The organism is Pseudomonas sp. GNP014, from assembly GCF_054344005.1.
The window spans coordinates 1,227,388-1,251,716 of sequence record NZ_JBTGUS010000001.1; the positions used below are offsets into that span (position 1 = coordinate 1,227,388).

Annotated in this window: 24 protein-coding genes; 13 read left to right on the forward strand and 11 right to left on the reverse strand. The window is 61.1% G+C overall.

From position 1 onward, the window contains the following. The first annotated feature begins 28 nt into the window (after positions 1-28). Both ACXX9E_RS05690 and ACXX9E_RS05695 read left to right on the forward strand, forming a co-directional pair. A complete protein-coding gene (locus ACXX9E_RS05690; protein ID WP_457236481.1) occupies positions 29-916 on the forward strand; it encodes a lysophospholipid acyltransferase in 888 nt (295 codons plus the stop codon). A gap of 73 nt (positions 917-989) precedes the next feature. After that, positions 990-1,229: a PilZ domain-containing protein gene (locus ACXX9E_RS05695; RefSeq protein WP_123470115.1), complete on the forward strand. Its 240-nt coding sequence runs from the start codon at positions 990-992 to the stop codon at positions 1,227-1,229. A 1-nt stretch (position 1,230) separates the two neighbouring features. On the opposite strand, the gene ACXX9E_RS05700 is transcribed toward ACXX9E_RS05695, so the two are convergent. The 5 genes from ACXX9E_RS05700 to def form a co-directional block, all read right to left on the reverse strand. Beyond that, a complete protein-coding gene (locus ACXX9E_RS05700; RefSeq protein WP_123470116.1) occupies positions 1,231-1,545 on the reverse strand; it encodes a tetratricopeptide repeat protein in 315 nt (104 codons plus the stop codon). A 168-nt stretch (positions 1,546-1,713) separates the two neighbouring features. Further along, complete coding sequence (trkA, locus tag ACXX9E_RS05705; protein ID WP_007911861.1) at positions 1,714-3,090, reverse strand: Trk system potassium transporter TrkA; 1,377 nt, start codon at positions 3,088-3,090, stop codon at positions 1,714-1,716. A gap of 22 nt (positions 3,091-3,112) precedes the next feature. Next, positions 3,113-4,423 (reverse strand): 16S rRNA (cytosine(967)-C(5))-methyltransferase RsmB, encoded by a 1,311-nt coding sequence (gene rsmB / locus ACXX9E_RS05710; RefSeq protein WP_458555143.1) that lies wholly within the window; start codon positions 4,421-4,423, stop codon positions 3,113-3,115. After that, positions 4,420-5,379: a methionyl-tRNA formyltransferase gene (gene fmt, locus ACXX9E_RS05715; protein WP_128615010.1), complete on the reverse strand. Its 960-nt coding sequence runs from the start codon at positions 5,377-5,379 to the stop codon at positions 4,420-4,422. The genes rsmB and fmt overlap by 4 nt, the downstream gene beginning before the upstream one ends. A gap of 57 nt (positions 5,380-5,436) precedes the next feature. After that, entirely contained in the window at positions 5,437-5,943 is a 507-nt protein-coding gene (gene def / locus ACXX9E_RS05720) for a peptide deformylase (RefSeq protein WP_027610272.1), read from the reverse strand. 159 nt (positions 5,944-6,102) lie between these two features. Here def and ACXX9E_RS05725 point away from each other — a divergent pair, with 159 nt between their 5' ends. From ACXX9E_RS05725 to ACXX9E_RS05740, 4 genes are all read left to right on the forward strand, one after another. Next, positions 6,103-7,128, forward strand: a complete 1,026-nt coding sequence (locus tag ACXX9E_RS05725) for a LysM peptidoglycan-binding domain-containing protein (RefSeq protein WP_128615011.1) — start codon at positions 6,103-6,105, stop codon at positions 7,126-7,128. Between the two features lie 79 nt (positions 7,129-7,207). Continuing rightward, entirely contained in the window at positions 7,208-8,308 is a 1,101-nt protein-coding gene (gene dprA / locus ACXX9E_RS05730; RefSeq protein WP_458555144.1) for a DNA-processing protein DprA, read from the forward strand. A gap of 54 nt (positions 8,309-8,362) precedes the next feature. Beyond that, positions 8,363-8,920 carry an L-threonylcarbamoyladenylate synthase type 1 TsaC gene (gene tsaC, locus ACXX9E_RS05735; protein WP_123470125.1) on the forward strand — a complete coding sequence of 186 codons (558 nt, stop codon included), beginning with the start codon at positions 8,363-8,365 and terminating at the stop codon, positions 8,918-8,920. A gap of 239 nt (positions 8,921-9,159) precedes the next feature. Then, a complete protein-coding gene (locus ACXX9E_RS05740) occupies positions 9,160-9,834 on the forward strand; it encodes a GNAT family N-acetyltransferase (RefSeq protein WP_458555145.1) in 675 nt (224 codons plus the stop codon). A 65-nt stretch (positions 9,835-9,899) separates the two neighbouring features. Here ACXX9E_RS05740 and ACXX9E_RS05745 read toward each other — a convergent pair whose 3' ends face one another. Beyond that, the gene (locus tag ACXX9E_RS05745) at positions 9,900-10,877 is read right to left on the reverse strand and encodes a quinone oxidoreductase family protein (protein ID WP_186746956.1); all 978 of its coding nucleotides are present in this window, start codon (positions 10,875-10,877) and stop codon (positions 9,900-9,902) included. Positions 10,878-11,040: 163 nt separating this feature from the next. Between ACXX9E_RS05745 and hemF the strand changes: the two genes are divergently transcribed. Both hemF and aroE read left to right on the forward strand, forming a co-directional pair. Beyond that, positions 11,041-11,958 (forward strand): oxygen-dependent coproporphyrinogen oxidase, encoded by a 918-nt coding sequence (hemF, locus tag ACXX9E_RS05750; RefSeq protein WP_123470131.1) that lies wholly within the window; start codon positions 11,041-11,043, stop codon positions 11,956-11,958. Continuing rightward, on the forward strand, positions 11,958-12,779 hold the full coding sequence (aroE, locus tag ACXX9E_RS05755; protein ID WP_123470132.1) for a shikimate dehydrogenase: 822 nt from the start codon (positions 11,958-11,960) through the stop codon (positions 12,777-12,779). Before hemF ends, aroE begins: the two co-directional genes overlap by 1 nt. Before the next feature lie 44 nt (positions 12,780-12,823). Here the strand turns inward: aroE and ACXX9E_RS05760 are convergent, their stop codons facing one another. The 3 genes from ACXX9E_RS05760 to betC all read right to left on the reverse strand — a co-directional run bounded on the left by ACXX9E_RS05760 (position 12,824) and on the right by betC (position 17,086). Then, the gene (locus ACXX9E_RS05760; RefSeq protein WP_458555146.1) at positions 12,824-14,392 is read right to left on the reverse strand and encodes a SulP family inorganic anion transporter; all 1,569 of its coding nucleotides are present in this window, start codon (positions 14,390-14,392) and stop codon (positions 12,824-12,826) included. 243 nt (positions 14,393-14,635) lie between these two features. Beyond that, the gene (gene choX / locus ACXX9E_RS05765; RefSeq protein WP_458555147.1) at positions 14,636-15,556 is read right to left on the reverse strand and encodes a choline ABC transporter substrate-binding protein; all 921 of its coding nucleotides are present in this window, start codon (positions 15,554-15,556) and stop codon (positions 14,636-14,638) included. A 15-nt stretch (positions 15,557-15,571) separates the two neighbouring features. Next, positions 15,572-17,086 (reverse strand): choline-sulfatase, encoded by a 1,515-nt coding sequence (gene betC / locus ACXX9E_RS05770; protein WP_422495603.1) that lies wholly within the window; start codon positions 17,084-17,086, stop codon positions 15,572-15,574. A gap of 114 nt (positions 17,087-17,200) precedes the next feature. Between betC and ACXX9E_RS05775 the strand changes: the two genes are divergently transcribed. Then, positions 17,201-18,151 carry a choline sulfate utilization transcriptional regulator gene (locus ACXX9E_RS05775; RefSeq protein WP_123470139.1) on the forward strand — a complete coding sequence of 317 codons (951 nt, stop codon included), beginning with the start codon at positions 17,201-17,203 and terminating at the stop codon, positions 18,149-18,151. Positions 18,152-18,202: 51 nt separating this feature from the next. Here ACXX9E_RS05775 and ACXX9E_RS05780 read toward each other — a convergent pair whose 3' ends face one another. After that, on the reverse strand, positions 18,203-18,868 hold the full coding sequence (locus ACXX9E_RS05780) for an NAD(P)-dependent oxidoreductase (RefSeq protein WP_128615018.1): 666 nt from the start codon (positions 18,866-18,868) through the stop codon (positions 18,203-18,205). Between the two features lie 81 nt (positions 18,869-18,949). Here ACXX9E_RS05780 and ACXX9E_RS05785 point away from each other — a divergent pair, with 81 nt between their 5' ends. Beyond that, complete coding sequence (locus tag ACXX9E_RS05785; protein WP_123470143.1) at positions 18,950-19,276, forward strand: DOPA 4,5-dioxygenase family protein; 327 nt, start codon at positions 18,950-18,952, stop codon at positions 19,274-19,276. 8 nt (positions 19,277-19,284) lie between these two features. Here ACXX9E_RS05785 and ACXX9E_RS05790 read toward each other — a convergent pair whose 3' ends face one another. After that, positions 19,285-19,692: a GFA family protein gene (locus ACXX9E_RS05790; RefSeq protein ID WP_123470145.1), complete on the reverse strand. Its 408-nt coding sequence runs from the start codon at positions 19,690-19,692 to the stop codon at positions 19,285-19,287. A 323-nt stretch (positions 19,693-20,015) separates the two neighbouring features. Between ACXX9E_RS05790 and ACXX9E_RS05795 the strand changes: the two genes are divergently transcribed. From ACXX9E_RS05795 to ACXX9E_RS05805, 3 genes are all read left to right on the forward strand, one after another. Further along, positions 20,016-21,323, forward strand: a complete 1,308-nt coding sequence (locus tag ACXX9E_RS05795; protein ID WP_123470147.1) for a CitMHS family transporter — start codon at positions 20,016-20,018, stop codon at positions 21,321-21,323. A 70-nt stretch (positions 21,324-21,393) separates the two neighbouring features. Then, the gene (locus tag ACXX9E_RS05800; RefSeq protein ID WP_123470149.1) at positions 21,394-22,161 is read left to right on the forward strand and encodes a TerC family protein; all 768 of its coding nucleotides are present in this window, start codon (positions 21,394-21,396) and stop codon (positions 22,159-22,161) included. Between the two features lie 429 nt (positions 22,162-22,590). After that, positions 22,591-24,249, forward strand: a complete 1,659-nt coding sequence (locus tag ACXX9E_RS05805) for a Na/Pi cotransporter family protein (RefSeq protein WP_322375279.1) — start codon at positions 22,591-22,593, stop codon at positions 24,247-24,249. Positions 24,250-24,329: the final 80 nt, after the last annotated feature.

Below are 24,329 nucleotides of genomic sequence, written 5' to 3' on the forward strand. Positions count from 1 at the left end.
GCGCACCGCACAAGATCAGGAGTGACCTGTGGAAAAGTTTAAAGGCGCCTTGCTGGTAGGCGCTCTGCGGCTGTTTGCCCTGCTGCCATGGCGGGCCGTGCAGGCCGTTGGTTCGGCTATCGGCTGGGTCATGTGGAAAACCCCTAACCGTTCTCGCGACGTGGTGCGGATCAACCTCGCCAAATGTTTTCCACAGATGGACCCGACCGAACGTGAGCGTCTGGTCGGCCAGAGTCTGAAAGACATCGGCAAGTCGCTGACCGAAAGCGCCTGCGCGTGGATCTGGCCGGCACAGCGCTCCATTGATCTGGTGCGCGAAGTCGAAGGCCTCGACATTCTCAAGGACGCATTGGCCTCGGGCAAAGGCGTAGTCGGCATCACCAGCCACCTGGGCAACTGGGAAGTGCTCAACCACTTCTATTGCAGCCAGTGCAAACCGATCATTTTTTATCGTCCACCGAAGCTCAAGGCTGTGGATGAGTTATTGCGCAAACAGCGCGTGCAACTGGGCAACAAAGTCGCCGCCTCCACCAAGGAAGGCATCCTCAGTGTGATCAAGGAAGTGCGCAAAGGTGGTGCAGTGGGCATTCCGGCTGACCCGGAACCGGCCGAATCCGCCGGGATCTTCGTGCCGTTCTTCGCCACGCAGGCGCTGACCAGCAAGTTCGTGCCGAACATGCTGGCGGGCGGCAAGGCCGTGGGTGTGTTCCTGCATGCGCTGCGCCTGCCTGACGGCTCTGGCTACAAAGTGATCCTCGAAGCCGCGCCCGAAGCCATGTACAGCACCGATACCGCCGAGTCTTGCGCAGCGATGAGTAAAGTCGTCGAGCGTTACGTGGCGGCGTACCCGAGCCAGTACATGTGGAGCATGAAGCGCTTCAAGAAACGTCCGCCGGGCGAAGAGCGCTGGTATTGAGCTGATTGGCATGTTCTGTGGATAACCTCATTGCCGAGGTTATCCACAACCGTTCATCAAAGGGCGCAACAAGATGTCCGAACACCGTAAGTCGTTTCGCATCAAGATCACTCACGACAGCTTCGGCGAATGCCTCGGCCAGACGCGCAACCTCACGCCTACCGGCGTGTATGTGCAGCATCCGCGGCTGGCGTCGTTGCCCAAAGGCGCAGTGGTTTACGGACAGGTGCAGGGTTTACCCACAGGTGCGCCACGGGTGCGCATGGAAGTGGTCACGGTGGATGCCGAGGGTATCGGTCTTCGCTACCTCTGATTTATTGCGCCTGACGATCGAGCTTTTTCAAAAACACCGCCATTTCCTTCTCGGCCTGCTTGTCGCCATGAACGCGAGCTGCTTCCAGACCTTGTTCCCACGCCTGCCGCGCAGCGGCGTGATCGCCCAGCGCCAGGTGTGCCTTGCCCAACAGTTTCCAGGCCGCCGAGTACTTTGGATCGAAGCCGACACAGCGCTCAAAGTGCTCGGCAGCCTTGGCATTTTCCCCAAGATCCAGATAGCCCTTGCCCAGGCCGAAGCGCAGCAAGGAGTTATCCACACCCTTGGCGAGCATTTTTTCCAGGGATTCGAGCATCGGTGGATTCCTTTTCTGCTGTGTCAGGGAAGATCTGTGGCGCTGTCATCGCTGGCAAGCCAGCTCCCACAGGGTTCTCGGGTGCACATCACATTTATGAACAACCACAAAACCTGTGGGAGCTGGCTTGCCAGCGATGGGGCCAATGAAGGCAACGCTCATTCCGGATCAGAAGAAGCTCAACCCCACATGAAACAGCTTCTCCACATCGCGAATATGCTTTTTATCCACAAGGAACAGGATCACATGGTCGCCCGCTTCGATCACCGTGTCATCGTGGGCGATGATCACCTGTTCGTTGCGGATGACCGCGCCGATGGTGGTGCCCGGTGGCAGGCCGATCTTCTCGATCGGTTTGCCAATTACCTTGCTCGACTTCGCATCACCGTGGGCAATCGCCTCGATGGCTTCCGCAGCACCGCGACGCAGTGAGTGCACACTGACGATATCGCCGCGGCGCACGTGCGCCAGCAAGGTGCCGATGGTCGCAAGCTGCGGGCTGATGGCGATGTCGATGTCGCCGCCCTGGATCAGGTCGACGTAAGCCGGGTTGTTGATGATCGTCATCACCTTCTTCGCCCCCAGCCGTTTGGCCAGCAACGACGACATGATGTTGGCTTCGTCATCGTTGGTCAGCGCGAGGAAAATGTCGGCGTCGGCGATGTTCTCTTCCAGCAGCAGGTCGCGGTCGGAAGCGCTGCCCTGCAACACCACGGTGCTGTCGAGGGTGTCGGAGAGATAGCGGCAACGTGCCGGGCTCATCTCGATGATCTTCACCTGATAACGGCTTTCGATGGCCTCGGCCAGGCGTTCGCCAATCTGCCCGCCGCCAGCAATGACAATGCGTTTGTAGGTTTCGTCGAGGCGGCGCATTTCGCTCATGACCGCGCGAATATTCTCACGGGCGGCGATGAAGAAGACTTCATCATCCGCTTCGATCACCGTGTCGCCTTGCGGCAGGATCGGTCGGTCACGGCGGAAAATCGCTGCCACGCGAGTCTCGACATTTGGCATGTGCTCGCGCAACTGCCGCAGTTGCTGACCCACCAACGGCCCGCCGTAATAGGCGCGCACTGCCACCAGTTGCGCCGCGCCTTCGGCGAAGTCGATCACCTGTAACGCACCGGGGTGCTGGATCAGGCGCTTGATGTAGTTGGTCACCACTTGCTCGGGGCTGATCAGCACGTCGACCGGGATCGCTTCGTTCTGGAACAACTGCTCCTCGCGATTGAGGTAGGACGCTTCGCGCACCCGGGCGATCTTGGTCGGGGTGTGGAACAACGTGTGGGCAACCTGGCAGGCGACCATGTTGGTCTCGTCGCTGTTGGTCACCGCCACCAGCATGTCGGCATCGTCGGCGCCGGCCTGACGCAGCACCGACGGCAGCGAGCCCCGGCCCTGCACGGTGCGGATGTCGAGGCGGTCGCCGAGGTCGCGCAGGCGCTCGCCGTCAGTGTCGACCACCGTGATGTCGTTGGCCTCGCTGGCCAAATGCTCGGCCAGCGAACCGCCGACCTGTCCCGCACCGAGGATGATGATTTTCATCCAGTCACTCCGTTGAATCCGTTTAGCCGCGCGCGGCAGCGATCTTGATCAGCTTGGCGTAGTAGAACCCGTCATGCCCACCCTGTTGGGCCAGCAATTGGCGACCATGGGGCTGTTTGATCCCGGCCGAGGTGGCCAGATCCAGTTCGCGGGCACCGGGCGTGCGCTCGAGGAACGCAGCGATGACTTCGGTGTTCTCGGTCGGCAAGGTCGAGCAGGTGGCGTACAGCAGGATGCCGCCGACTTCGAGGGTTTTCCACATCGCGTCGAGCAGTTCGCCTTGCAGTTGCGCGAGGGCGACGATGTCATCTGGCTGACGGGTCAGCTTGATGTCCGGGTGGCGGCGGATCACCCCGGTCGCCGAGCATGGTGCGTCGAGCAGAATGCGCTGGAACGGCTTGCCGTCCCACCATTTCGCCGTATCGCGGCCGTCGGCGGCGATCAGTTCGGCGTTTAGACCGAGGCGTTCAAGGTTTTCCTTAACGCGCACCAGACGCTTGGCTTCCAGGTCCACCGCGACCACGCCGGTCAGCGCCGGTTCGGCTTCGAGGATGTGGCAAGTCTTGCCACCGGGCGCGCAGCAGGCGTCGAGCACGCGCTGGCCCGGCGCCAGATCAAGCAGATCGGCGGCCAGTTGTGCGGCCTCGTCCTGCACGCTGATCCAGCCCTCGGCGAAGCCCGGCAGGCTGCGTACATCGGCAGCGGATTCGAGGACGATGCCGTCGCGACTGTAGACGCATGGCGTCGCAGCAATGCCAGCGTCCGTCAGCAAACCGAGATAGGCGTCGCGGCTGTGATGGCGGCGATTGACCCGCAAAATCATCGGTGGATGCGCGTTGTTCGCCGCGCAGATGGCTTCCCACTGCTCCGGCCAGAAGGCCTTCAGGGATTTTTGCAGCCAGCGCGGATGAGCCGTGCGCACCACCGGGTCGCGCTCCAGTTCGGCGAAAATCGTCTCGCTTTCGCGCTGGGCATTGCGCAGCACGGCGTTGAGCAGGCCTTTGGCCCAAGGCTTTTTCAGCTTGTCGGCGCAACCCACGGTTTCGCCGATGGCGGCGTGGGCCGGCACGCGGGTGTAGAGCAATTGATAGAGACCGACCAGCAGCAGCGCCTCGACATCGGCATCCGCAGCTTTGAACGGCTTTTGCAGCAGCTTTTCGGCCAGCGCCGACAGGCGTGGTTGCCAGCGCGCGGTGCCGAACGCCAGATCCTGGGTGAAACCGCGATCGCGGTCTTCGACCTTGTCCAGTTGTGTCGGCAGCGAACTGTTCAGCGAAGCCTTGCCGCTGAGCACGGCGGCGAGTGCCTTGGCGGCGGCCAGACGCGGGTTCATTGCGCGTCCACCACGGCGCCGAGCACGGTTCCGACGGCGAATTTCTCACGACGGCTGTTGAACAAGTCGCTGAAGTTCAGCGCCTTGCCGCCGGGCAATTGCAGGCGGGTCAGGCACAGCGCCTGCTCGCCGCAAGCGACGATCAAACCGTCCTTGCTGGCGCTGAGCACTTCGCCTGGCGCGCCCTTGCCTTCCGCAAGTGTTGCCGCCAGTACTTTCAGCGCTTCCCCGTTGAGCGTGCTGTGGGTGATCGGCCACGGGTTGAAGGCGCGCACCAGACGTTCCAGCTCGACTGCCGGACGGCTCCAGTCGATGCGTGCTTCGTCCTTGTTCAGTTTGTGCGCGTAGGTGGCGAGCGCGTCGTTCTGCACTTCGCCTTCGAGCGTGCCTGCGGCCAGGCCGGCAATCGCCTGCACCACCGCTGGCGGGCCCATCTCGGCGAGACGGTCGTGCAGCGTGCCGCCGGTGTCGTCGGCGCTGATCGGGGTGACGACCTTGAGCAGCATCGGCCCGGTATCGAGGCCGGCTTCCATGCGCATCACGGTCACGCCGCTTTCGGCATCACCGTGTTCCACGGCGCGCTGGATCGGCGCCGCACCGCGCCAGCGTGGCAGCAGCGAAGCATGACTGTTGATGCAACCCAGGCGCGGAATATCCAGCACCGCTTGCGGCAGAATCAGGCCGTAGGCGACCACCACCATCAAGTCCGGCTTCAATGCGGCAAGCTCTGCCTGAGCATCCGCGTTGCGCAGGGTCGGTGGCTGCAACACCTGGATATTGTTTTCCAGGGCGAGTTGTTTGACCGGGCTCGGCATCAGTTTTTGCCCTCGACCGGCCGGACGATCCGGCTGGGTGTAGACCGCAACGATCTCGTAAGGGCTGTTCAGCAGGGCCTTGAGGTGTTCGGCGGCAAATTCCGGGGTACCGGCAAAAACGATGCGCAGTGGCTCAGTCATGGAAGGCGTCTCATAAAAAGAAAAAGGCTTGCCGCAGCAAGCCTTTGAAGAGGGGCATCAAGCGTTCTGGCGGTGGAGCTTTTCCAGTTTCTTCTTGATCCGGTCGCGTTTGAGCGTGGACAGGTAATCGACGAACAACTTGCCGTTGAGGTGGTCGCATTCGTGCTGAATGCACACCGCAAGCAGGCCTTCGGCGATCAGTTCGTAAGGTTGGCCGTCGCGGTCCAGTGCCTTGATTTTGACCTTCTGCGGGCGGTCGACGTTTTCGTAGAAGCCCGGTACCGAGAGGCAGCCTTCCTGGTACTGATCCATCTCGTCGGTCAGCGATTCGAACTCAGGGTTGATGAACACCCGTGGCTCGGTGCGGTCTTCGGAAAGGTCCATCACGACAATACGTTTGTGCACGTTGACCTGGGTCGCGGCGAGGCCGATGCCCGGCGCTTCATACATTGTTTCAAACATATCATCGACCAACTGACGCACTTCGTCGTCCACTACGGCCACAGGCTTGGCGATAGTGCGCAGACGCGGGTCCGGGAATTCGAGGATGTTTAAAATGGCCATAGGCTGATTGCTGCACATGTTGAGTAAAGTCGGGTCGATGGCCTGGCAGGTCCGAAGATGCAGGCTACCGTTGTGAAGCGTAGCTAATGCAGTTTGCAGTAGCGAGCCACGGGGGCTCTGACGGTTCACGCGAACGCACATGATAAAGGGATTCGCTGCATGAGGAAAACACTACTCGCCCTGCTGCTTCTGGCTTCGGCCGGCGTGGCGCAAGGGCAAGTGCAACTCAGGGATGGTTTTCCACAGCAATACACGGTGGTTTCGGGGGATACCCTCTGGGATATCTCCGGCAAATACCTGCGCGAGCCCTGGCAATGGCCGCAGCTGTGGCGGGCCAACCCGCAGATCGAAAACCCAAACCTGATTTATCCCGGCGACACCCTGACGCTCAGCTACGTCAACGGCCAGCCGCAACTGACCCTCAATCGAGGCGAGTCACGGGGCACGATCAAACTGTCGCCGCGCATCCGCACCAGTCCGGTGGCCGAGGCGATTCCGAGCATTCCACTCAAGTCGATCAACAGTTTTCTCCTGAGCAACCGCATCGTCGACAAGGTCGAGGACTTCGACAAGGCGCCGTACATCGTCGCCGGCGACGCCGAACGGGTGCTCAGCGGCACCGGCGACCGGATTTTCGCCCGCGGCCATTTCGACCCGAACCAGCCGGTGTACGGCATCTTTCGTCAAGGCAAGGTCTACACCGACCCACAGACCAAGGAGTTTCTCGGGATCAACGCCGACGACATCGGCGGCGGTGAAATCGTCGCCACCGAAGGTGACGTCGCCACCCTTGCCCTGCAACGCACCACGCAGGAGGTGCGTCTGGGTGACCGCTTGTTCAGTGGCGAAGAGCGTTCGATCAACTCGACGTTCATGCCCAGCGCGCCCGCCACCCATATCAACGGCGTGATTATCGACGTGCCGCGCGGTGTCACACAGATCGGCGTGATGGACGTGGTGACCCTGAACAAGGGCAAACGCGACGGCCTCGCCGAAGGGAATGTGCTGGTGGTGATGAAAACCGGTGAGACCGTGCGCGACCGGATTACCGGCCAGCCGCTGAAAATTCCCGATGAGCGGGCTGGTTTGCTGATGGTGTTCCGCACTTACGAAAAGCTCAGCTACGGCCTCGTCCTCAACGCATCGCGCTCACTGGCGGTGCTCGACAAGGTGCGAAACCCTTAGCAGGCTCAACAAGTTACCAACAGAGTTATCCACAGCTTGTTCCGAATGGTTCGGGGCTTATAACGATCAAGGATGATCCATGCCGCTGTCTGTCTGTACGCCGGTTTCCCCTGCGGAACTGGAAGCGCGTTTGCGCCTGCACCGTTTGCCGGAAATCGGCCCGAAACGTTTTGCCAGGTTGCTTGAAGCCTTTGGCTCGGCATCCAAGGCGCTCAGCGCTCCGGCCACAGCCTGGCGCTCACTGGGTATGCCGGCGGCGAGTGCCGAGGCCCGGCGCAGCCCTGAAGTGCGCGACGGCGCCAGCCATGCGATGCGCTGGCTAGAGCAGCCCGGGCAGCATTTGCTGATGTGGGATCAAGCGGATTACCCGGCACTGCTGGCGCAGATTCCCGATCCCCCACCGTTGCTGTTCGTCGCGGGCGATCCGCATATTCTGGAAAAACCGCAACTGGCGATGGTGGGCAGTCGCCGCGCCTCGCGCCCGGGGATGGACACCGCAGCGGCGTTTTCGCGCAGCCTGGCCGGGGCCGGTTTTGTCATCACCAGTGGCCTGGCCTTGGGCATTGATGCTGCCGCGCATCAAGCTGCACTGGACGTTGGCGGGCTGACCGTCGGGGTGTTGGGCACTGGACTGGAAAATTTTTATCCACAGCGCAATCAGCGACTGGCCGAGGCGATGATCGCGTCTGGCAGCGCCGTGCTTTCGGAGTTTCCGCTGGATGCCGGACCCAGCGCCAGCAACTTTCCGCGACGTAACCGGATCATCAGCGGTTTATCCCTCGGCGTACTGGTGGTCGAGGCGAGTGTCGCCAGTGGTTCGCTGATCACCGCACGGCTGGCGGCGGAACAGGGGCGCGAGGTGTATGCGATTCCCGGCTCGATCCATCACCCCGGCGCCCGGGGCTGTCACCAGTTGATCCGCGACGGCGCGGTGCTGGTGGAAACCATCGAGCATATCCTCGAAGCCCTGCGAGGCTGGCAACATCCAGCCCTGCCCACAGACACGCCGAGTGCCGATCATCCCTTGTTATGCCTGCTCCATGCTGCGCCGCACACCAGTGAAGCCTTGGCCCACAGCAGCGGCTGGACACTGCCCAAGGTGTTGGCCGCCCTCACGGAGCTGGAAATGGAGGGCCGGGCGGTGAGTGAAAATGGCCGCTGGTTTGCGCGCGTGAGCTAGGTTTTACGGGGAAGATCGGTAAACTGCGCGAAACCTGTTTGCGGAGATTTTTTCATGGTTAACAGTTGGCGTGTGCAACAAGCCGCACGAGAGATTCGCGCCGGGGCGGTGATTGCCTATCCAACCGAAGCCGTCTGGGGCCTGGGTTGCGACCCGTGGAACGAAGAAGCGGTGGATCGGCTGCTGGCGATCAAGAATCGTTCGGTCGACAAAGGCCTGATTCTGGTTGCCGACAACATTCGCCAGTTCGACTTCCTGTTCGAAGACTTCCCGCAGGAGTGGATCGACCGCATGGCCAGCACCTGGCCGGGGCCGAATACCTGGCTGGTGCCGCATCAGAACCTGTTGCCCGAGTGGGTGACGGGCGTGCATGACACCGTGGCGCTGCGGGTCAGTGATCATCCACAGGTGCGCGATTTGTGTTCCATGGTCGGGCCCCTGATCTCCACCTCGGCCAACCCGCAAGGCCGGCCGGCAGCGCGCACGCGGTTACGGGTCGAGCAGTATTTCCGCGGGCAGCTCGATCTGATCCTCGGCGGACAATTGGGCGGGCGCAAGAACCCCAGCGTGATCCGTGATCTGGCGACTGGCAAGGTCATTCGCCCCGACTGATTCGGCCCATACCTTTGTAAGGTCAGTACTCCTCGGTTTGATGGCGAGGAGTACTACGCGTGTCTGCGATTTATCCTGCAATGCGGCTGCTTTTCTTGTCTGAAAATTCGCCAACTATCTGGATTCATTGATTTTTCCGACTGGATTATCAGACCTCGTTGCGTGGCGGATTTGCCAAAAGCAACCATCCTTTCCCTGCACTCGAAATACTTCGATAAGTTAAGGTCTGCGGAGAAAGAATGGACACTACGGATTTGCAACTCACGGATTACCTGCAGGCGCTTCAGGTGACGTTGAAGAGTCATCATGAGGGTTGCCGTATCGTGAGGCTTGAAGCGGGGTCGGATACTCAGGAGTTCGACCGGTTCATTGATCGGCAATTTCGGCTTCGGCTGCAGCATTACATGCTGACGTCGAGGGCCCGGATGTTCGAAGAGAAACTGGCGATAAGGTCGCGCAGTACGCATTTTCTGCTGTACCGGCACGACCAGCCGCTGGCGGTGCTGAGGGCGACTCCGGCACCGTTCGAATGGGTGTCGCTGGCGCAGCAACATGTTTCTCCGACGGTGGCGTTGTCACGCCATGTCGAATTCAGCCGTTTGATCACGTACTCGACCAACCCGCTACCGGTGGCGGTCAACGGTCTGCTGGCGGCGGCTACCGAGTGGGCGATAAAAAGCGGTTACCAGGGCGTCACCGCCCTGTGCAGGTCGCAACAGCTGCGCTTTTATCAGCGTTTCGGCCTGATGCCGATCGCTTCCAATGCCTTGCACATCGAACAGCGCGCACGCGGCGATTACTGGGTGCTATCTGCGCAGTGGCGGCAAATCCTCGCGGCGCTTCAACAACCTGGTCACGCGACGGTTGGCCACCTCGTGCAAAAACCATTGGCGTGTCATCCGCTGCAGTTGTGAAGGCGTTCAAACTGCCTTGCCAGCCGGGTTCTGACACCCTGACTGGCAAGACGCCGAAGGTTTTATCAGGGCAGCAGGATGGTCGAGCCGGTCGTGCGCCGAGCCGACAGCTCGGTCTGCGCCTTCGCCGCATCGGCCAGTGGGTAACGCTGGCTGATTTCGACCTTGAGCTTGCCGCTGATGATCATCTCGAACAGTTCATCGGCCATGCGTTGCAGGTTCTCGGCGTTGTTGGCGTAGGTCGCCAGGGTCGGCCGGGTCACGTACAGCGAGCCCTTGGCCGCAAGTATCCCCAGATTCACCCCGTCCACGGCACCGGACGCATTGCCGAAACTCACTACCAGGCCGCGGGGTGACACGCTGTCGAGCGAGGTCAGCCAGGTGTCCTTGCCGACGCCGTCATAGACCACCGGGACTTTCTTGCCGTCGGTCAGCTCCAGCACGCGCTGGGCAACGTTTTCATGGCTGTAATCAATGGTCGCCCAGGCGCCGTTGGCCTTGGCCAGTTCGGCTTTTGCTTTCGAGCTGACGGTGCCGATCAGCTTCACGCCCAGTGCCTTGGCCCATTGGCAGGCCAGCGAACCGACACCACCGGCGGCGGCGTGGAACAAAATGGTTTCGCCGCCCTTGAGTTCATAGGTCTGGCGCAGCAGGTACTGCACGGTCAAGCCCTTGAGCATCACGCCGGCAGCGGTTTCAAAACTGATTTCGTCCGGCAGTTTCACCAGGTTGTCCTGGGGCAATACGTGCAACTGGCTGTAGGCACCCAACGGGCCGCTGCCGTACGCCACACGATCACCGACCTTGAAGCGGGTGACGTCACTGCCGACCGCGTCAACGACGCCGGCACCTTCCGCGCCCAGGCCTGACGGCAAGGCTGGCGGTGCATAGAGGCCACTGCGGAAATAGGTGTCGATGAAGTTCAGGCCGATTGCCTTGTTGGCTACGCGCACTTGATTCGGGCCGGGCGTGGCGGGTTCGTAGTCAACATATTCGAGCACTTCGGGACCGCCGTGGGCGCGGAACTGGATACGCTTTGCCATCTGCCTGCTCTCCTTGGGTCTTTCGTGAGCCCCCTATCCAACTCTCCTGCTTGATCTTCGTCAACTGCGGTGCGCTTGCCTGCGGTGGTATGCTACGCGCCCATTTGCGTCGACCCCCGCCTGCGGGGCGCCGCGTAGTGATGCCCCGATTCAAGGTGAAGCCATGACGACCCGCACCGACGCCGTAAAGGCCTATCTGCTCGACCTGCAAGACCGCATCTGCGCTGCACTCGAAAACGAGGACGGCGGCACTCGCTTCGTCGAAGACGCCTGGACCCGGCCCGCTGGCGGTGGCGGTCGTACTCGTGTGATCGAAAACGGCACGGTGATCGAAAAGGGCGGCGTCAACTTCTCCCACGTGTTTGGCAGCGGCTTGCCGCCATCGGCCAGCGCTCATCGTCCGGAACTGGCGGGGCGCGGTTTCGAAGCCCTCGGCGTGTCGCTGGTGATTCACCCGCACAACCCGCATGTGCCGACGTCCCACGCCAACGTGCGCTTTTTCATCGCCGAAAAGGAAGGTGAAGAGCCGGTCTGGTGGTTCGGTGGCGGCTTCGACCTGACCCCGTATTACGGCAACGAACAAGACTGCATCCACTGGCACCGCGTTGCCGAGCAGGCCTGTGCGCCGTTCGGTGCAGACGTCTACCCGCGTTACAAGGCCTGGTGCGACACCTACTTCCACATCAAGCACCGCCACGAACCACGCGGCATCGGCGGCCTGTTCTTCGATGACCTGAACGAGTGGGACTTCGATACCAGTTTCGCCTTCATGCGTGCCATCGGCGACGCCTACATCGACGCTTACTTGCCGATCGTGCAGCGCCGCAAACATGATGCGTTCACCGCCAAACAGCGTGAATTCCAGGAATTTCGCCGTGGCCGCTATGTCGAGTTCAACCTGGTGTATGACCGTGGCACCCTGTTCGGCCTGCAATCGGGGGGGCGTACCGAGTCGATCCTCATGTCGCTGCCGCCGCAAGTGCGCTGGGCCTACGATTTCAAAGCCGAGCCCGGCAGCGAAGAAGCGCGCCTGACCGACTACTTCCTGCAAGACCGCGACTGGCTCGCTGAGGACTGCTGATGGATCGTTACGTCGTTTTCGGTAACCCGATCGGCCACAGCAAATCGCCGATGATCCACAAACTGTTTGCCGAGCAGACCGGGCAACGCCTCGACTACAGCACCCTGCTGGCGCCACTCGACGACTTTAGTGGTTGCGCCACGGCGTTCTTTCAGGAAGGTCGCGGCGCCAACGTCACTGTGCCGTTCAAGGAAGAGGCCTATCGTCTGGCGAACAGCCTGACTGCTCGTGCGCAACGGGCTGGTGCGGTAAACACCTTGAGCAAACTGGCCGATGGTTCATTGCTGGGCGACAACACCGACGGCGCCGGCCTGGTGCGCGACCTGACGGTGAACGCCGGTTTCAGCCTGACCGGCAAACGCATCCTCCTGCTCGGTGCTGGTGGCGCAGTGCGTGGCGCGCTGGAGCCGTTGCTGGCGGAAAAACCGGCGTCGGTGATCATCGCCAACCGCACGGTGGACAAGGCCGAGCTGCTGGCCGAGTTGTTCTGTGATCTGGGGCCGGTGTCGGCCAGTGGTTTCGACTGGTTGCAGGAACCGGTGGACGTGATCATCAACGCCACCTCCGCCAGCCTGACCGGCGAGGTGCCGCCGATAGCGCCGAGCCTGATCGAACCGGGCCAGACCCTGTGCTACGACATGATGTACGGCAAGGAACCGACTGCGTTCTGCCGTTGGGCCAGCGAGCATGGTGCGGCGGTGTCGATGGATGGTCTGGGGATGCTGGCTGAGCAAGCAGCCGAGGCGTTTTACCTGTGGCGCGGCGTGCGCCCGGATACGGCGCCGGTGCTGGCCGAACTACGCCGTCAGCTAGCGCAATAAGCCTTGCAGGCTCACTCCAGCAGGGGCATGCGGTGTTTGTTGGATCAGTCCTCAAACCGGATCGGGCATTTCTCCGCCCCTTCCAGCTTGCGCAACTCCTCCACCACCTGTGGCCGAGCCCGGCGCAGGGTCAGGCTGCGATTCTGGTGCAGCAGGCGCCGCGCTTCCTGATGCAGCATCTCCACGCCGGAATAGTCGATGAAGTTGATGTGCTGCGCATCAATCACCACCCGCGTGCCGTGCAGCCTTTGCAGGCGCACTTGCAGGTAATGGCTGGCGCCGAAGAAGATCGAGCCACCGACCCGTAGCACATCGTCTTCACCGTCGCGCCAATGCTGGACCCGCGGTTGCGAGGTGCGCTTGAGGTAGAAGAACAGCGACGCCAGCACCCCGGCGTAGATCGCTGTCTGCAATTCCAGCAGCAAGGTCGCGAGGCAGGTCAGCGCCATGACCACGAACTCGGCGTGGCTGACCCGCAGCAACGAGCGGATGCCACGATGATCCACCAGCCCCCAGGCGATCAACAGAATGCTCCCGGCCATGGCGGGAATCGGAATGTGCGAAATCAGTCCGGCGCCGAAAATCGCGAACAACGCTACCCAGATTGCCGAAAATACCCCGGCCAGCGGTGAGCAGGCGCCCGCCTCGTAACTCAGGCCGGAACGGGTGAAGGAGCCGGCGGACAACGATCCGGAAAAGAACGCGCCGACGATATTCGATAAACCCTGCGCACGCACTTCCTGATTGGCATCGAGCAGTTGCTGCGAACGTGCAGCAATTGAGCGGGCGATCGACAGACTGGTGACCAGTGCGAGCATGCCCACTGCCACCGCACTCGGCAGCAAGCGCAGAATCAGATCCAGATCCAGCGGTAACCCACTGAACGGCGGCAAGCGTCCGACAAAGGTGCTGACCAGATGCACATGGCCGAACATCGACGGCCACAGCCACACGACTGCACTGCCCAGCACCAAAGTTATCAACAGGGTCGGCCAGCGCGGCAGCAGTTGTTTGAGCACGAAACCGACCAGCACCGTCGCCACGCCCAATGCCAATGAGGGTTTATCCACAGCCCGCAGGTGTTGCAGCAGGTCCATCAGGCTGGCCAGTGCCGTGGCTTTCGCCGGCAGGTCCAGCCCGAGCAGGTTGGGCAATTGGCCGATCGCAATCACTACCGCCGCGCCGAGGGTGAACCCCAGCACCACGGAATGCGACACGAAATTCACCAAAGCGCCGAAGCGCAGCAAGCCCAGCAGCCACTGGAAGATGCCGGCAAGAAAGGTCAGCAACAGGATCAGCGTGATGTAGTCCTGCGACGCGGGGACGGCCAGTGGACTGACACTGGCATACAACACAATCGAAATCGCTGCCGTCGGGCCACAGATCAGATGCCACGACGAACCCCACAGGCAGGCGATCATCACCGGGATGATCGCGGCGTAGAGACCGTACTCCGGCGGCAGGCCGGCAATCAGCGCGTAGGCGATCGACTGGGGTAACGCGAGAATCGCTCCGCTGAGGCCGACGATCAGATCCCGTCCGACGCTGGCGCGGGTTTGTCGCGGCAACCAGGTGAGGAAGGGGAAGAGAGAGTGGCGGCTGGGGACGGCCATGGAGCCTCGCGGTTGGGGTTTTGTTCAAGGTTATCAGGGTGTCAGGGGAAAGGCCCCTCGCCCTGAGGGAGAGGGCACTGAGCGCGGTGTTTGTCAGAGATTCACCGACCTGCGATTTCAGAGTTGAACGCAAGTTTTGAATCCAACAGATATCGGCTCCCTTCCCCCTCGCCCCCCTGGGGGAGAGGGCTGGGGTGACGGGGTAAAAATCTCACGCCGGGCACAATTCCAACAGTCCCACAATCAAAGCTTTGCCTTGACCGCCGCCAACGCGTCCTTCCCATCGACGGTCTTCACCCCCTCCAGCCATTTATCCAGCACCGCCGGATTGGCCTTGATCCAGGCCTTGGCGGCGTCGGCATTGCTGACCTTCTTGTTCACCACCTCAGCCATGATGCTGTTCTCCATCTCCTGAGTGAACGACAGATTGCTCAGCAATTTACCCACGTTCGGACATGCGTCGGCGTAACCCTTGCGCGTCAGTGTGTACACGCTGCCGGTATCGCCAAAGTATTTTTCGCCGCCCTTCAGATAATGCATTTTCAACTGCACGTTCATCGGGTGCGGTGTCCAGCCGAGGAAGGTGACGAATTTCTGTTTCTTCACTGCGCGCGACACTTCGGCGAGCATCGCCTGTTCGCTGGATTCAATCAGCTTCCACTGGCCCATGTCGAAATCGTTTTTCTTGATGATTTCCTGCAGTGAAATGTTCGCCGGGGCGCCCGAGCCGATGCCGTAGATCTTGCGATCGAACTTGTCGGCGTATTTATTCAGGTCGGCAAAGTTATGCACACCGGCGTCCCACACGTAATCCGGTACCGCCAGGGTAAATTCCGTACCGTCGAGGTTCTTCGCCAGTTGCGTGACATCGCCAGGGGCGACGAATTTGTCGTAAAAGGCCTGTTGCGCCGGCATCCAGTTGCCGAGAAACACATCGACCTGACCGTCCTTCAACCCACCGAAGGTGATCGGTACCGCGAGGGTATCGACCTTGGCCTTGTAGCCCATGCCATCCAGTAGAAACCCGGTGATGGCGTTGGTGGCGGCAATGTCGCTCCAGCCCGGGTCGGCCATTTTCACTGTGTCGCAGCTTTGTTCGGCGAATGCCGATGCGCTGCTCAGCGCTATCAGGCCGACCGTCACTACTGTGGATAACTTGCGCATGGAATTCCCCTTACATTATTGGTTTTGGCAGGGTTGTGGATAACGGGCCTTGCGCTCCAGGTCATCGAGGTCGATGTGGTTGCGCATGTACTGCTGACTGGCGTCCACCAGCGGCTGGTGATCCCAGCTCTTCAGTTTGCCGATGGTCAGGGCATCGGCAACAAAACGACGGCGGCGCTGGCTGGCGAGTACAGCGCGGTGAATCGCCGGAATGTCCCACTTGGCCCGCGCTTCGGCGAGAAAATCGTCGAAAAGCGGGCGATGTTGCGGCGACTGGCTGAGTTCTTCGAGTTCATGCGGATCGTTGTGTACGTCGAAGAGTAGGCACGGGTCGCTTTCACTGTAGATAAATTTGTACGCACCGCGACGGATCATCATCAGCGGGCTGACCGTGCCTTCAGCCATGTATTCGCCGAACACTTCGTCATGCCCGCCCTGCCCTTGCAGATGCGCCAGCAGCGAGCGGCCGTCCAGCGGCAAGTTCGGCTCCAGGCTACCGCCGGCCAGTTCGACGAAGGTCGGCAACAGGTCGGCGGTGGACACCGCGGCGCTGACCCGGCCGGCAGCGAATTGCCCCGGAGCGCTGATCAGCAGCGGCACCCGTGCGGCCATTTCGAACCAGTGCATTTTGTACCAGAGCCCCTTCTCGCCAAGCATGTCGCCGTGGTCGCCGGAGAAGACGATGATGGTGTCGTCGATCAGCCCGGTATCTTCCAGGGTTTGCAGGAGTTTGCCGACGTTGGCGTCGATATAGCTGCAGGCACCGAAGTAGGCACGGCGCGCGTCGCGAATCTTATCCACAGGCAGCGGCTTGTCCCACAGGTCGTAGACCTTGAGCAGGCGCTGCGAATGCGGATCGAGGGCGTGTTGATCCGGGGTGGTCGGCAACGGGATGTCACTGTCGTCGTACAAATCCCAGAACGCCTTGGGAATTGTGTACGGGTCGTGTGGATGTGTCATCGACACGGTCAGGCAGAACGGCTGGTCGCCGTCCTCGCGAATGTGGTCGAACAGGTATTGCTGGGCCTTGAACACCACCTCTTCATCGAAGTCGAGCTGATTGGTGCGCACGCACGGCCCTGCCTGCAGTACCGATGACATGTTGTGATACCAGCTCGGACGTACATCCGGCTCGTCCCAGTTCACCGCCCAGCCGTAGTCGGCCGGGTAGATGTCGCTGGTCAGGCGTTCTTCATAGCCGTGCAATTGATCCGGGCCGCAGAAATGCATCTTGCCCGACAGCGCGGTGCGATAGCCGAGGCGGCGCAGATAGTGGGCGTAGGTCGGAATGTCGGCGGGGAAATCGGCAGCGTTGTCGTAGGCGCCGATCTTGCTCGGCAACTGGCCGCTGACCAGGGTGAAGCGCGACGGAGCGCACAACGGACTGTTGCAGTACGCGGCATCGAACACCACGCCTTGAGCGGCGAGGCGCGAAAGGTTCGGCAATTTGATCGGCGACGGGCCGTAGATTGGCAACATTGGCGCGGCCATTTGATCGGCCATGATGAAAAGAATGTTCTTGCGCTTCATGTGATCGCGGCATTCCATAGTGAATATTTATGCGACATTGCTGCGATCGAGCATGGAGTCCATGCCCTGCCCGGTAAAGCCCGCGCCGGACAATGACTAGGATAAGCACAGCTTATGTATGAAGCCCTCGGCAACCTGTCCCTCGACCTGTTGCGCGCCTTCGAAGCGGCGGCGCGTCATCACAGTTTTACCGCCGCTGCGGTGGAGCTGGGCACCACGCAGCCAGCGATCAGCCAGCAGATCAAGCGTCTGGAAGAACAGCTGGGTGCGCGGCTGTTTGACCGGATCTACCGCGGCATCGAACTGACCGAGGGCGGGACGATCCTGTTCGAGCAGGTTCAGCTCGGTTTGCAGAATATCGACGCAGGATTGAGTGCGATCAGTACGCAACAGCAGCATGAAGTGCTGCAGGTCGCTACCGACTTCGCCTTCGCCGCGTATTGGCTGATGCCACGTTTGCACCGCTTTCATGAAGCCAACCCGCAGGTCGATGTCAGCCTGGTCACCAGCGAGCGCAACCACAACATGCTGCGCACCGACATCGACGTGGCGATCCTGTTTGGCGACGGGCGTTTCAAGCAGGGCGAAAGCCATTGGCTGTTCAGCGAGGAAGTGTTCCCGGTGTGCAGCCCGCAATTGCTCAAGGAGCGCGCCCTGCCCTTGCCCGCCCAGGCTTTGCTGGAGTTTCCGCTGCTGCACTTGCGCGGGGAAAACAGCAGCAACTGGTTTGACTGGAGCGGGCTGTTCCGTGAACTGGGCATCACCACTCCGCCAGCACCGGGGCAGGTGCGTTTCGACAATTACACCCTGTTGATTCAAGCGGCAATCGGCGGCCAAGGCGTGGCGATCGGCTGGCGCCACCTTGTGGATAACTTGCTGAGCCAGGGTTTGCTCTGTCGGCCGATCGCCGAAACCACCTTGTCGCGGCTGGGTTATTACGTGGTGCTGCCCCAGCGTAAACGGCGCGGGGCGTTGATTCAGCAGTTTGTCGACTGGTTGATGGCCGAGCAGGCCAGCAGCGCCGAATCCCTCAAGGGAATGGCCTTGCCTTCGATTGCGGTTTGAAGATCAAAAGATCGCAGCCTGCGGCAGCTCCTGCCGAAGGCTGCGATCTTTTTACGTATCTGTGGCGGCGACAAAATTCACATGTTCACCCACATGCAGCTTCAACCGCAGCTCATCGGCGATCCCCACTGCCACGCGGTTCAGCCGTTCCAGCGGCTCCGCCAGCCCCGGCTCAAGATTGCCGCCCACCTGACTGAAATGCTCGATAGTCAGCCCCGCCACGCCGTGAGGAGCATTCACCAGCGTCCACTGCAGCGGGCTGCTTTGCAGGGCTTCGCGGATTTCTTCGGCGGCGTGGCGTTGCAGTCCGTCGTCCAGCTCCAGCTCGTCGAGGACGGCAAAATTCCCCACCAGAAACAGCCGTGAAACATTGGCCGCCTGCAGGCCGTCGACCAACGCATCGACCGCCAGCACCTGTTCCACCGGGCCGAGCACCACGGACCTTTCCACATGGTCGCTGCTGAACGGCAGGCCCGGTGCATCCAGCAGACAGATCACCGCCGAGCTGCCGGCTACGCTTTGCGTGACCCGCTCGGCGTCGAACAGATCGCCGCTTTTGGTGCGCAGCCCGGGACGTGGCGCGAGTACGTTCAAATCGTCGAGAATCGCGATGACTTCGTGCTGGCGTCGCAGCAATTCAGCCATCAACGCGCCGCCGAGGCTGGCCATGGCACCATAGAGCACCACTTTCACCGTCGGGGTTTCGGCATTTTTCATGGCTGTTTTCCTTGTTGTTGTCCTATATGGCGTGTGACGGTGGAAAACGCCGAGGGTTCGAACCGATTCAGAGGGTTTCAGATGCAAGTCATCAAGGGTTACCACGCCCACGTCTATTTCGACGCCCATACCATCGACCAGGCGCGAGCCCTGTGCGAGCAAGCGGCGCAGCTGTTTGCAGTGACGATGGGCCGCGTCCACGAACGGCCGGTCGGTCCGCACCCGGACTGGAGCTGCCAATTGGCGTTCGGTCCGGAGCTGATCGGCGAGGTGTTGCCGTGGCTGGCACTGAATCGACAGGGACTGGTGGTGTTCCTGCACCCCGACACGGGCGATGACTTGCTCGACCACACCGAGCATGCAATCTGGATGGGGGCAATCCGCCCGCTGGATTTGTCTGTTTTTTGATCAGGCAGTTAAACCTGCAAGGTTTCTTCAGGCTCCCCCGGCAGTTGCTCGTCCAGATGCAGCCAGGGCAATTGGCTGTCGGTCCAGATATGCCGCTCGGCCGGCGCTGACTCCGGGTGGTCCAGCGTGGCGATGGTCAGGTCAATGCTCTCGGGGCTGAGTTGCGTCACCAGCGCCAGTTGCGCGCCGCAGTGCGGGCAGAAATATCGCGCGCAACTGCCCGACGAGTCGTAGCGCGAAGGTGTCCCGGCCAGCCACTGGAAGTTGGCCGCTGGCACCGTGATCCATGTGGTGACGATCCCGCCGCTGACCTTGCGGCAGATCGAGCAGTGGCAGTGAGCGATGTCCTGCAACGGCCCGCTGAACTGATAGCGGATATGTCCGCAGTGGCAGCCACCGCTGTGCAATTGGCTCATGTCTGTGCCCTCCCGTCCCCGAATTGATTGACTCCAGTCGTATCCGACAGCCGGTTGGCCGTTCGCCCGAAGCTTTCTGCGGCGAAAGGTAGCTGAAAGGTTGCCCGATTAGGATCGCCGCCACTACCGGCAACAGACCGGTTGGCTGCCGTGTGCGATTGCTCGCCCGCCCGGCCCAATTAACAACAACAATGGTGATTCTGATGTCCTCTGTAGCCCGCCTTTTCGCTGTCACTCCGCCCGTACGTCTCGTGCTTCCCGTTCTGCGCTGATCCCGCCCGGTCCGCTCAATCAACTAGCCGCGCTACGCCTGGAGTATTCCCATGCTGACTTTCCTTGGCTTCGCCATGGTCATCACGTTCATGTTCCTGATCATGACCAAGCGCCTGTCCGCGCTGATCGCCCTGATCATCATTCCGATCATCTTCGCTCTGTTCGGCGGTTTCGCGCCGAAGATCGGTCCGATGATGCTCGAAGGTATCACCAAGCTTGCGCCGACCGGCGTGATGCTGATGTTCGCCATTCTGTACTTCGCCCTGATGATCGACTCCGGCCTGTTCGACCCGGCCGTGCGCAAGATCCTCAAACTGGTCAAGGGCGACCCGCTGAAAGTTTCGGTCGGAACCGCCGTACTGGCGCTCGTCGTCTCCCTCGATGGTGACGGCGCGACCACTTACATGATCTGCGTGGCCGCCATGCTGCCACTGTACAGCCGCATCGGCATGAGCCCGCGAATCATGGCCGGCCTGATCATCCTCGCCGGTGGCGTGATGAACATGACCCCTTGGGGTGGCCCGACTGCCCGTGCCGCCAGTGCGCTGCATGTGGATCCGTCGGACATCTTCGTGCCGATGATCCCGGCAATGGCCGCCGGCGTGGTGGCGATCCTGATCATTGCCTACTTCTACGGCAAACGTGAGCGTGCGCGTCTGGGTGAGCTGCACCTGATTGGTGACGAGATCGATCACAGCGAAATCAGTGTGTCGCAGTTCCCGGATGCCCGTCGTCCGAAGCTGATCTGGTTCAACGGCCTGCTGACCCTGGGGCTGATGTGCACCCTGATCGCCGGCCTGCTGCCGCTGCCGGTGCTGTTCATGGTGGCCTTCAGTATCGCGATGATCGTCAACTACCCGTGCCTGCAAATGCAGAAGGACCGCGTCGCGGCTCACGCCGGCAGTGTGCTGTCGGTGGTCAGTCTGATTTTCGCGGCGGGGATCTTCACCGGTATCCTGTCCGGAACCGGAATGGTCGACGCCATGTCGAAAAGCCTGCTGGCAGTGATTCCGGATTTCCTCGGCCCGTACCTGGCGGTGATCACGGCGCTGGTGAGCATGCCGTTCACGTTCTTCATGTCGAACGACGCGTTCTACTACGGCGTGTTGCCGGTGCTCTCCGAAGCGGCCAGCCATTACGGCATCACTGCCGTGGAAATGGCCCGTGCCTCGATCGTCGGTCAGCCCGTCCACTTGTTGAGCCCGTTGGTGCCATCGACTTATCTGTTGGTCGCTTTGGCCGGGATCGAATTCGGTGACCACCAGCGCTTCACCTTGAAGTGGGCAGTTCTGGTCTGCCTGTGCATACTAGTGGCCGCCTTGCTGCTGGGAACGTTCCCGCTGTTCAGCACGTTGTAACGGCATTCACTCACCATGACGCCAGCTGCTTGCTGGCGTCCTGGTTTAACACTCGCTCAAAGGAATACACATGGATTGGCTGACCAACCCCGAAATCTGGGTTGCCTTCTTTACCCTGACCGCCCTCGAAATCGTTCTGGGCATCGATAACATCATCATGATTTCGATCCTGGTCAGCCGCATGCCCAAGCACATGCAGCAGCGCACGCGCATCTTCGGCCTGGGCCTGGCGATGATCACGCGGATCCTGTTGCTGCTGTCGATCACCTGGGTCATGCGCCTGACCGCCGACCTGTTCGTGGTGTTCGGCCAGGGCATTTCCGGTCGCGACCTGATCCTGTTCTTCGGTGGCCTGTTCCTTTTGTGGAAGAGCTCGCAAGAGATGTACCACGCGCTGGAAGGCGAAGACGAAAGCGACGAAACCCCCGGTGGCAAGGGCGGCAACTTCCTGTACACCATCATTCAGATCGCAATCATCGACATCGTGTTCTCGCTGGACTCGGTGATCACCGCTGTCGGCATGGTGTCCCACGTGCCGGTGATGGTCGCGGCGATCGTCGTCGCCGTGCTGGTGATGATGGCCGCCTCGGGCAAGATCAGCGAATTCATCGACAAGCACCCGTCGCTGAAAATGCTCGCGCTGTCGTTCCTGCTGGTGGTGGGTACCGTACTGATCGCCGAGTCGTTCGACGTGCATGTACCGAAGGGCTACGTCTACTTCGCCATGGCGTTCTCGCTGGCCGTTGAAGCGATCAACATCAAGCTGCGCGGCGCGATGGCCAAGAAGAAACAGCAGCAAGATCCAGTGAAACTGCGCAAGGACATTCCGGGGCAGTAACCGGGTAATACAGACGCAGGCAATACCCCTGTGGGAGCGAGCCTGCTCGCGAAAACGGAGTGTCAGTCGACAACCATGTTGGCTGACACTCCGCTTTCGCGAGTAGGCTCGCTCCCACATTTTTTTGTGCAGCATTCAGGCACCGCGGACCCTGTGGGAGCTGGCTTGCCAGCGATAGCGGAATGTCAGGCGACATCAATGTTGGTTGTGCCGACGCCATCGCTGGCAAGCCAGCTCCCACAGGGGCGGCGTTGATTTAAATGGGAGTGAATGAAGCGCTGTTCATGACACTTTTGTTTCAATCAGCACTTTAGCTGTGCAATGCTGGCGCCCAGACCGTTAGCCAACTACAGCTTAAGTACAAGACGTAGAAACAGCGCGGTACCGTCAACTTGCCCCTCTGGGGCGCTGCGACTACAGGGGGTCTGCATGCTCACCCTGCTCAATCTGCTTTCCGCCGTGGCCTTGTTGATCTGGGGCACGCACATCGTCCGGACCGGCATCCTGCGGGTGTACGGCACCAACCTGCGCCACGTCATTGGTCAAAACATGTCCAGGCGCTGGCTCGCCTTTGTCGCCGGCATCGTCGTCACCGCGATGGTGCAGAGCAGCAACGCCACCGCGATGCTCGTAACGTCTTTCGTTGGCCAGGGCCTGATGGCGCTGACCCCGGCGCTGGCGACCATGCTCGGCGCCGACGTCGGGACCGCGCTGATGGCGCGGGTGCTGACGTTCGATCTGTCGTGGCTGTCGCCGCTGCTGATCTTTCTCGGGGTGATTTTCTTCCTCTCGCGCAAACAGACGCGGCTCGGGCAGATGGGCCGGGTCAGCATCGGTCTGGGGTTGATCATTCTCGCGCTGCAACTGATCGTCGAGGCCGCCGCACCGATCACCCACGCCCAAGGGGTGAAAGTGATTTTCGCCTCGCTCACCGGCGACATCCTCCTCGACGCCCTGGTCGGCGCCTTGTTCGCGATGATTTCCTACTCCAGCCTCGCCGCCGTGCTGCTGACTGCAACCCTTGCTGGCGCCAGCGTGATCAGCCTGCCGGTGGCGATCGGCCTGGTGATCGGTGCCAACATCGGCAGCGGCATTCTGGCGTTCATGAGCACCAGCATGCAGAACGCCGCCGGCCGGCAGGTGGCGCTGGGCAGCCTGCTGTACAAACTGATCGGCCTGCTGCTGATCATTCCGGTGCTCGATCCGCTGGTGCACTGGATGGACGGGCTGGATTTCAGCCCGCAGGAAATGGTCATTGGCTTCCATCTGCTCTACAACACCGCGCGGTGCCTGATTCTGCTGCCGTCGGTGGCGCCAATGGCGCGACTCTGCGCATGGCTGCTGCCTGAGCGGCCGGAGGTCAACGGCACGGCCAGACCACGCCATCTCGACGCCACCGCGTTGTCGACGCCGAGTCTGGCCCTGGCCAATGCCGCGCGGGAAACCCTGCGCATGGGCGATCTGCTGGAAAACATGCTCGACGCCACTCTCGCCGTGCTGCGCGGCAAGCAAACGGCGGTCACTCAGGAAATCCGCTCGTTGAGCGATGACATCGAGTCGCTTTACAGCGCGATCAAACTGTATCTCGCGCAAATGCCCCGCGAAGACCTTGGTGAGCAGGACAGCCGGCGCTGGGCCGAGATCATCGAACTGGCGATCAACCTGAAACTGGCCAGTGATCTGATCGAACGCATGCTGCGCAAGATTCAGCAGCAGAAGACCTCACAGCGGCGTTCGTTTTCCGAAGAGGGGCTGGAGGACCTGACCGGTCTGCAACAGCAATTGACCGCCAACCTGCGCCTGGGCCTGTCGGTGTTTCTCAGCAGCGACAAGGAAAGCGCCCGCCAGTTGTTGCGCGAGAAACGTCGCTTTCGTGCACAGGAACGGCGTCTGGCCCATGCCCATGTCAGCCGTTTGCAACGTAAGATCGTGCAGAGTCTGGAAACCAGTTCATTGCACCTGGAGCTGATTGCGGATATGAAGCGCTTGAATTCGCTGTTTTGCAGCAGTGCTTACGTGGTGCTGGAAACGACGGATACCGGGGCGCTGGAAGCGGATGATATTGCCGACATTACGCATTCGCCTTGAACGTCTGGGGCTGGGGTCAGTCAGTAACTCAGAGTTCAGCCTCAAGGACGTCTTCGCTGGCAAGCCAGCTCCCGCAGGGT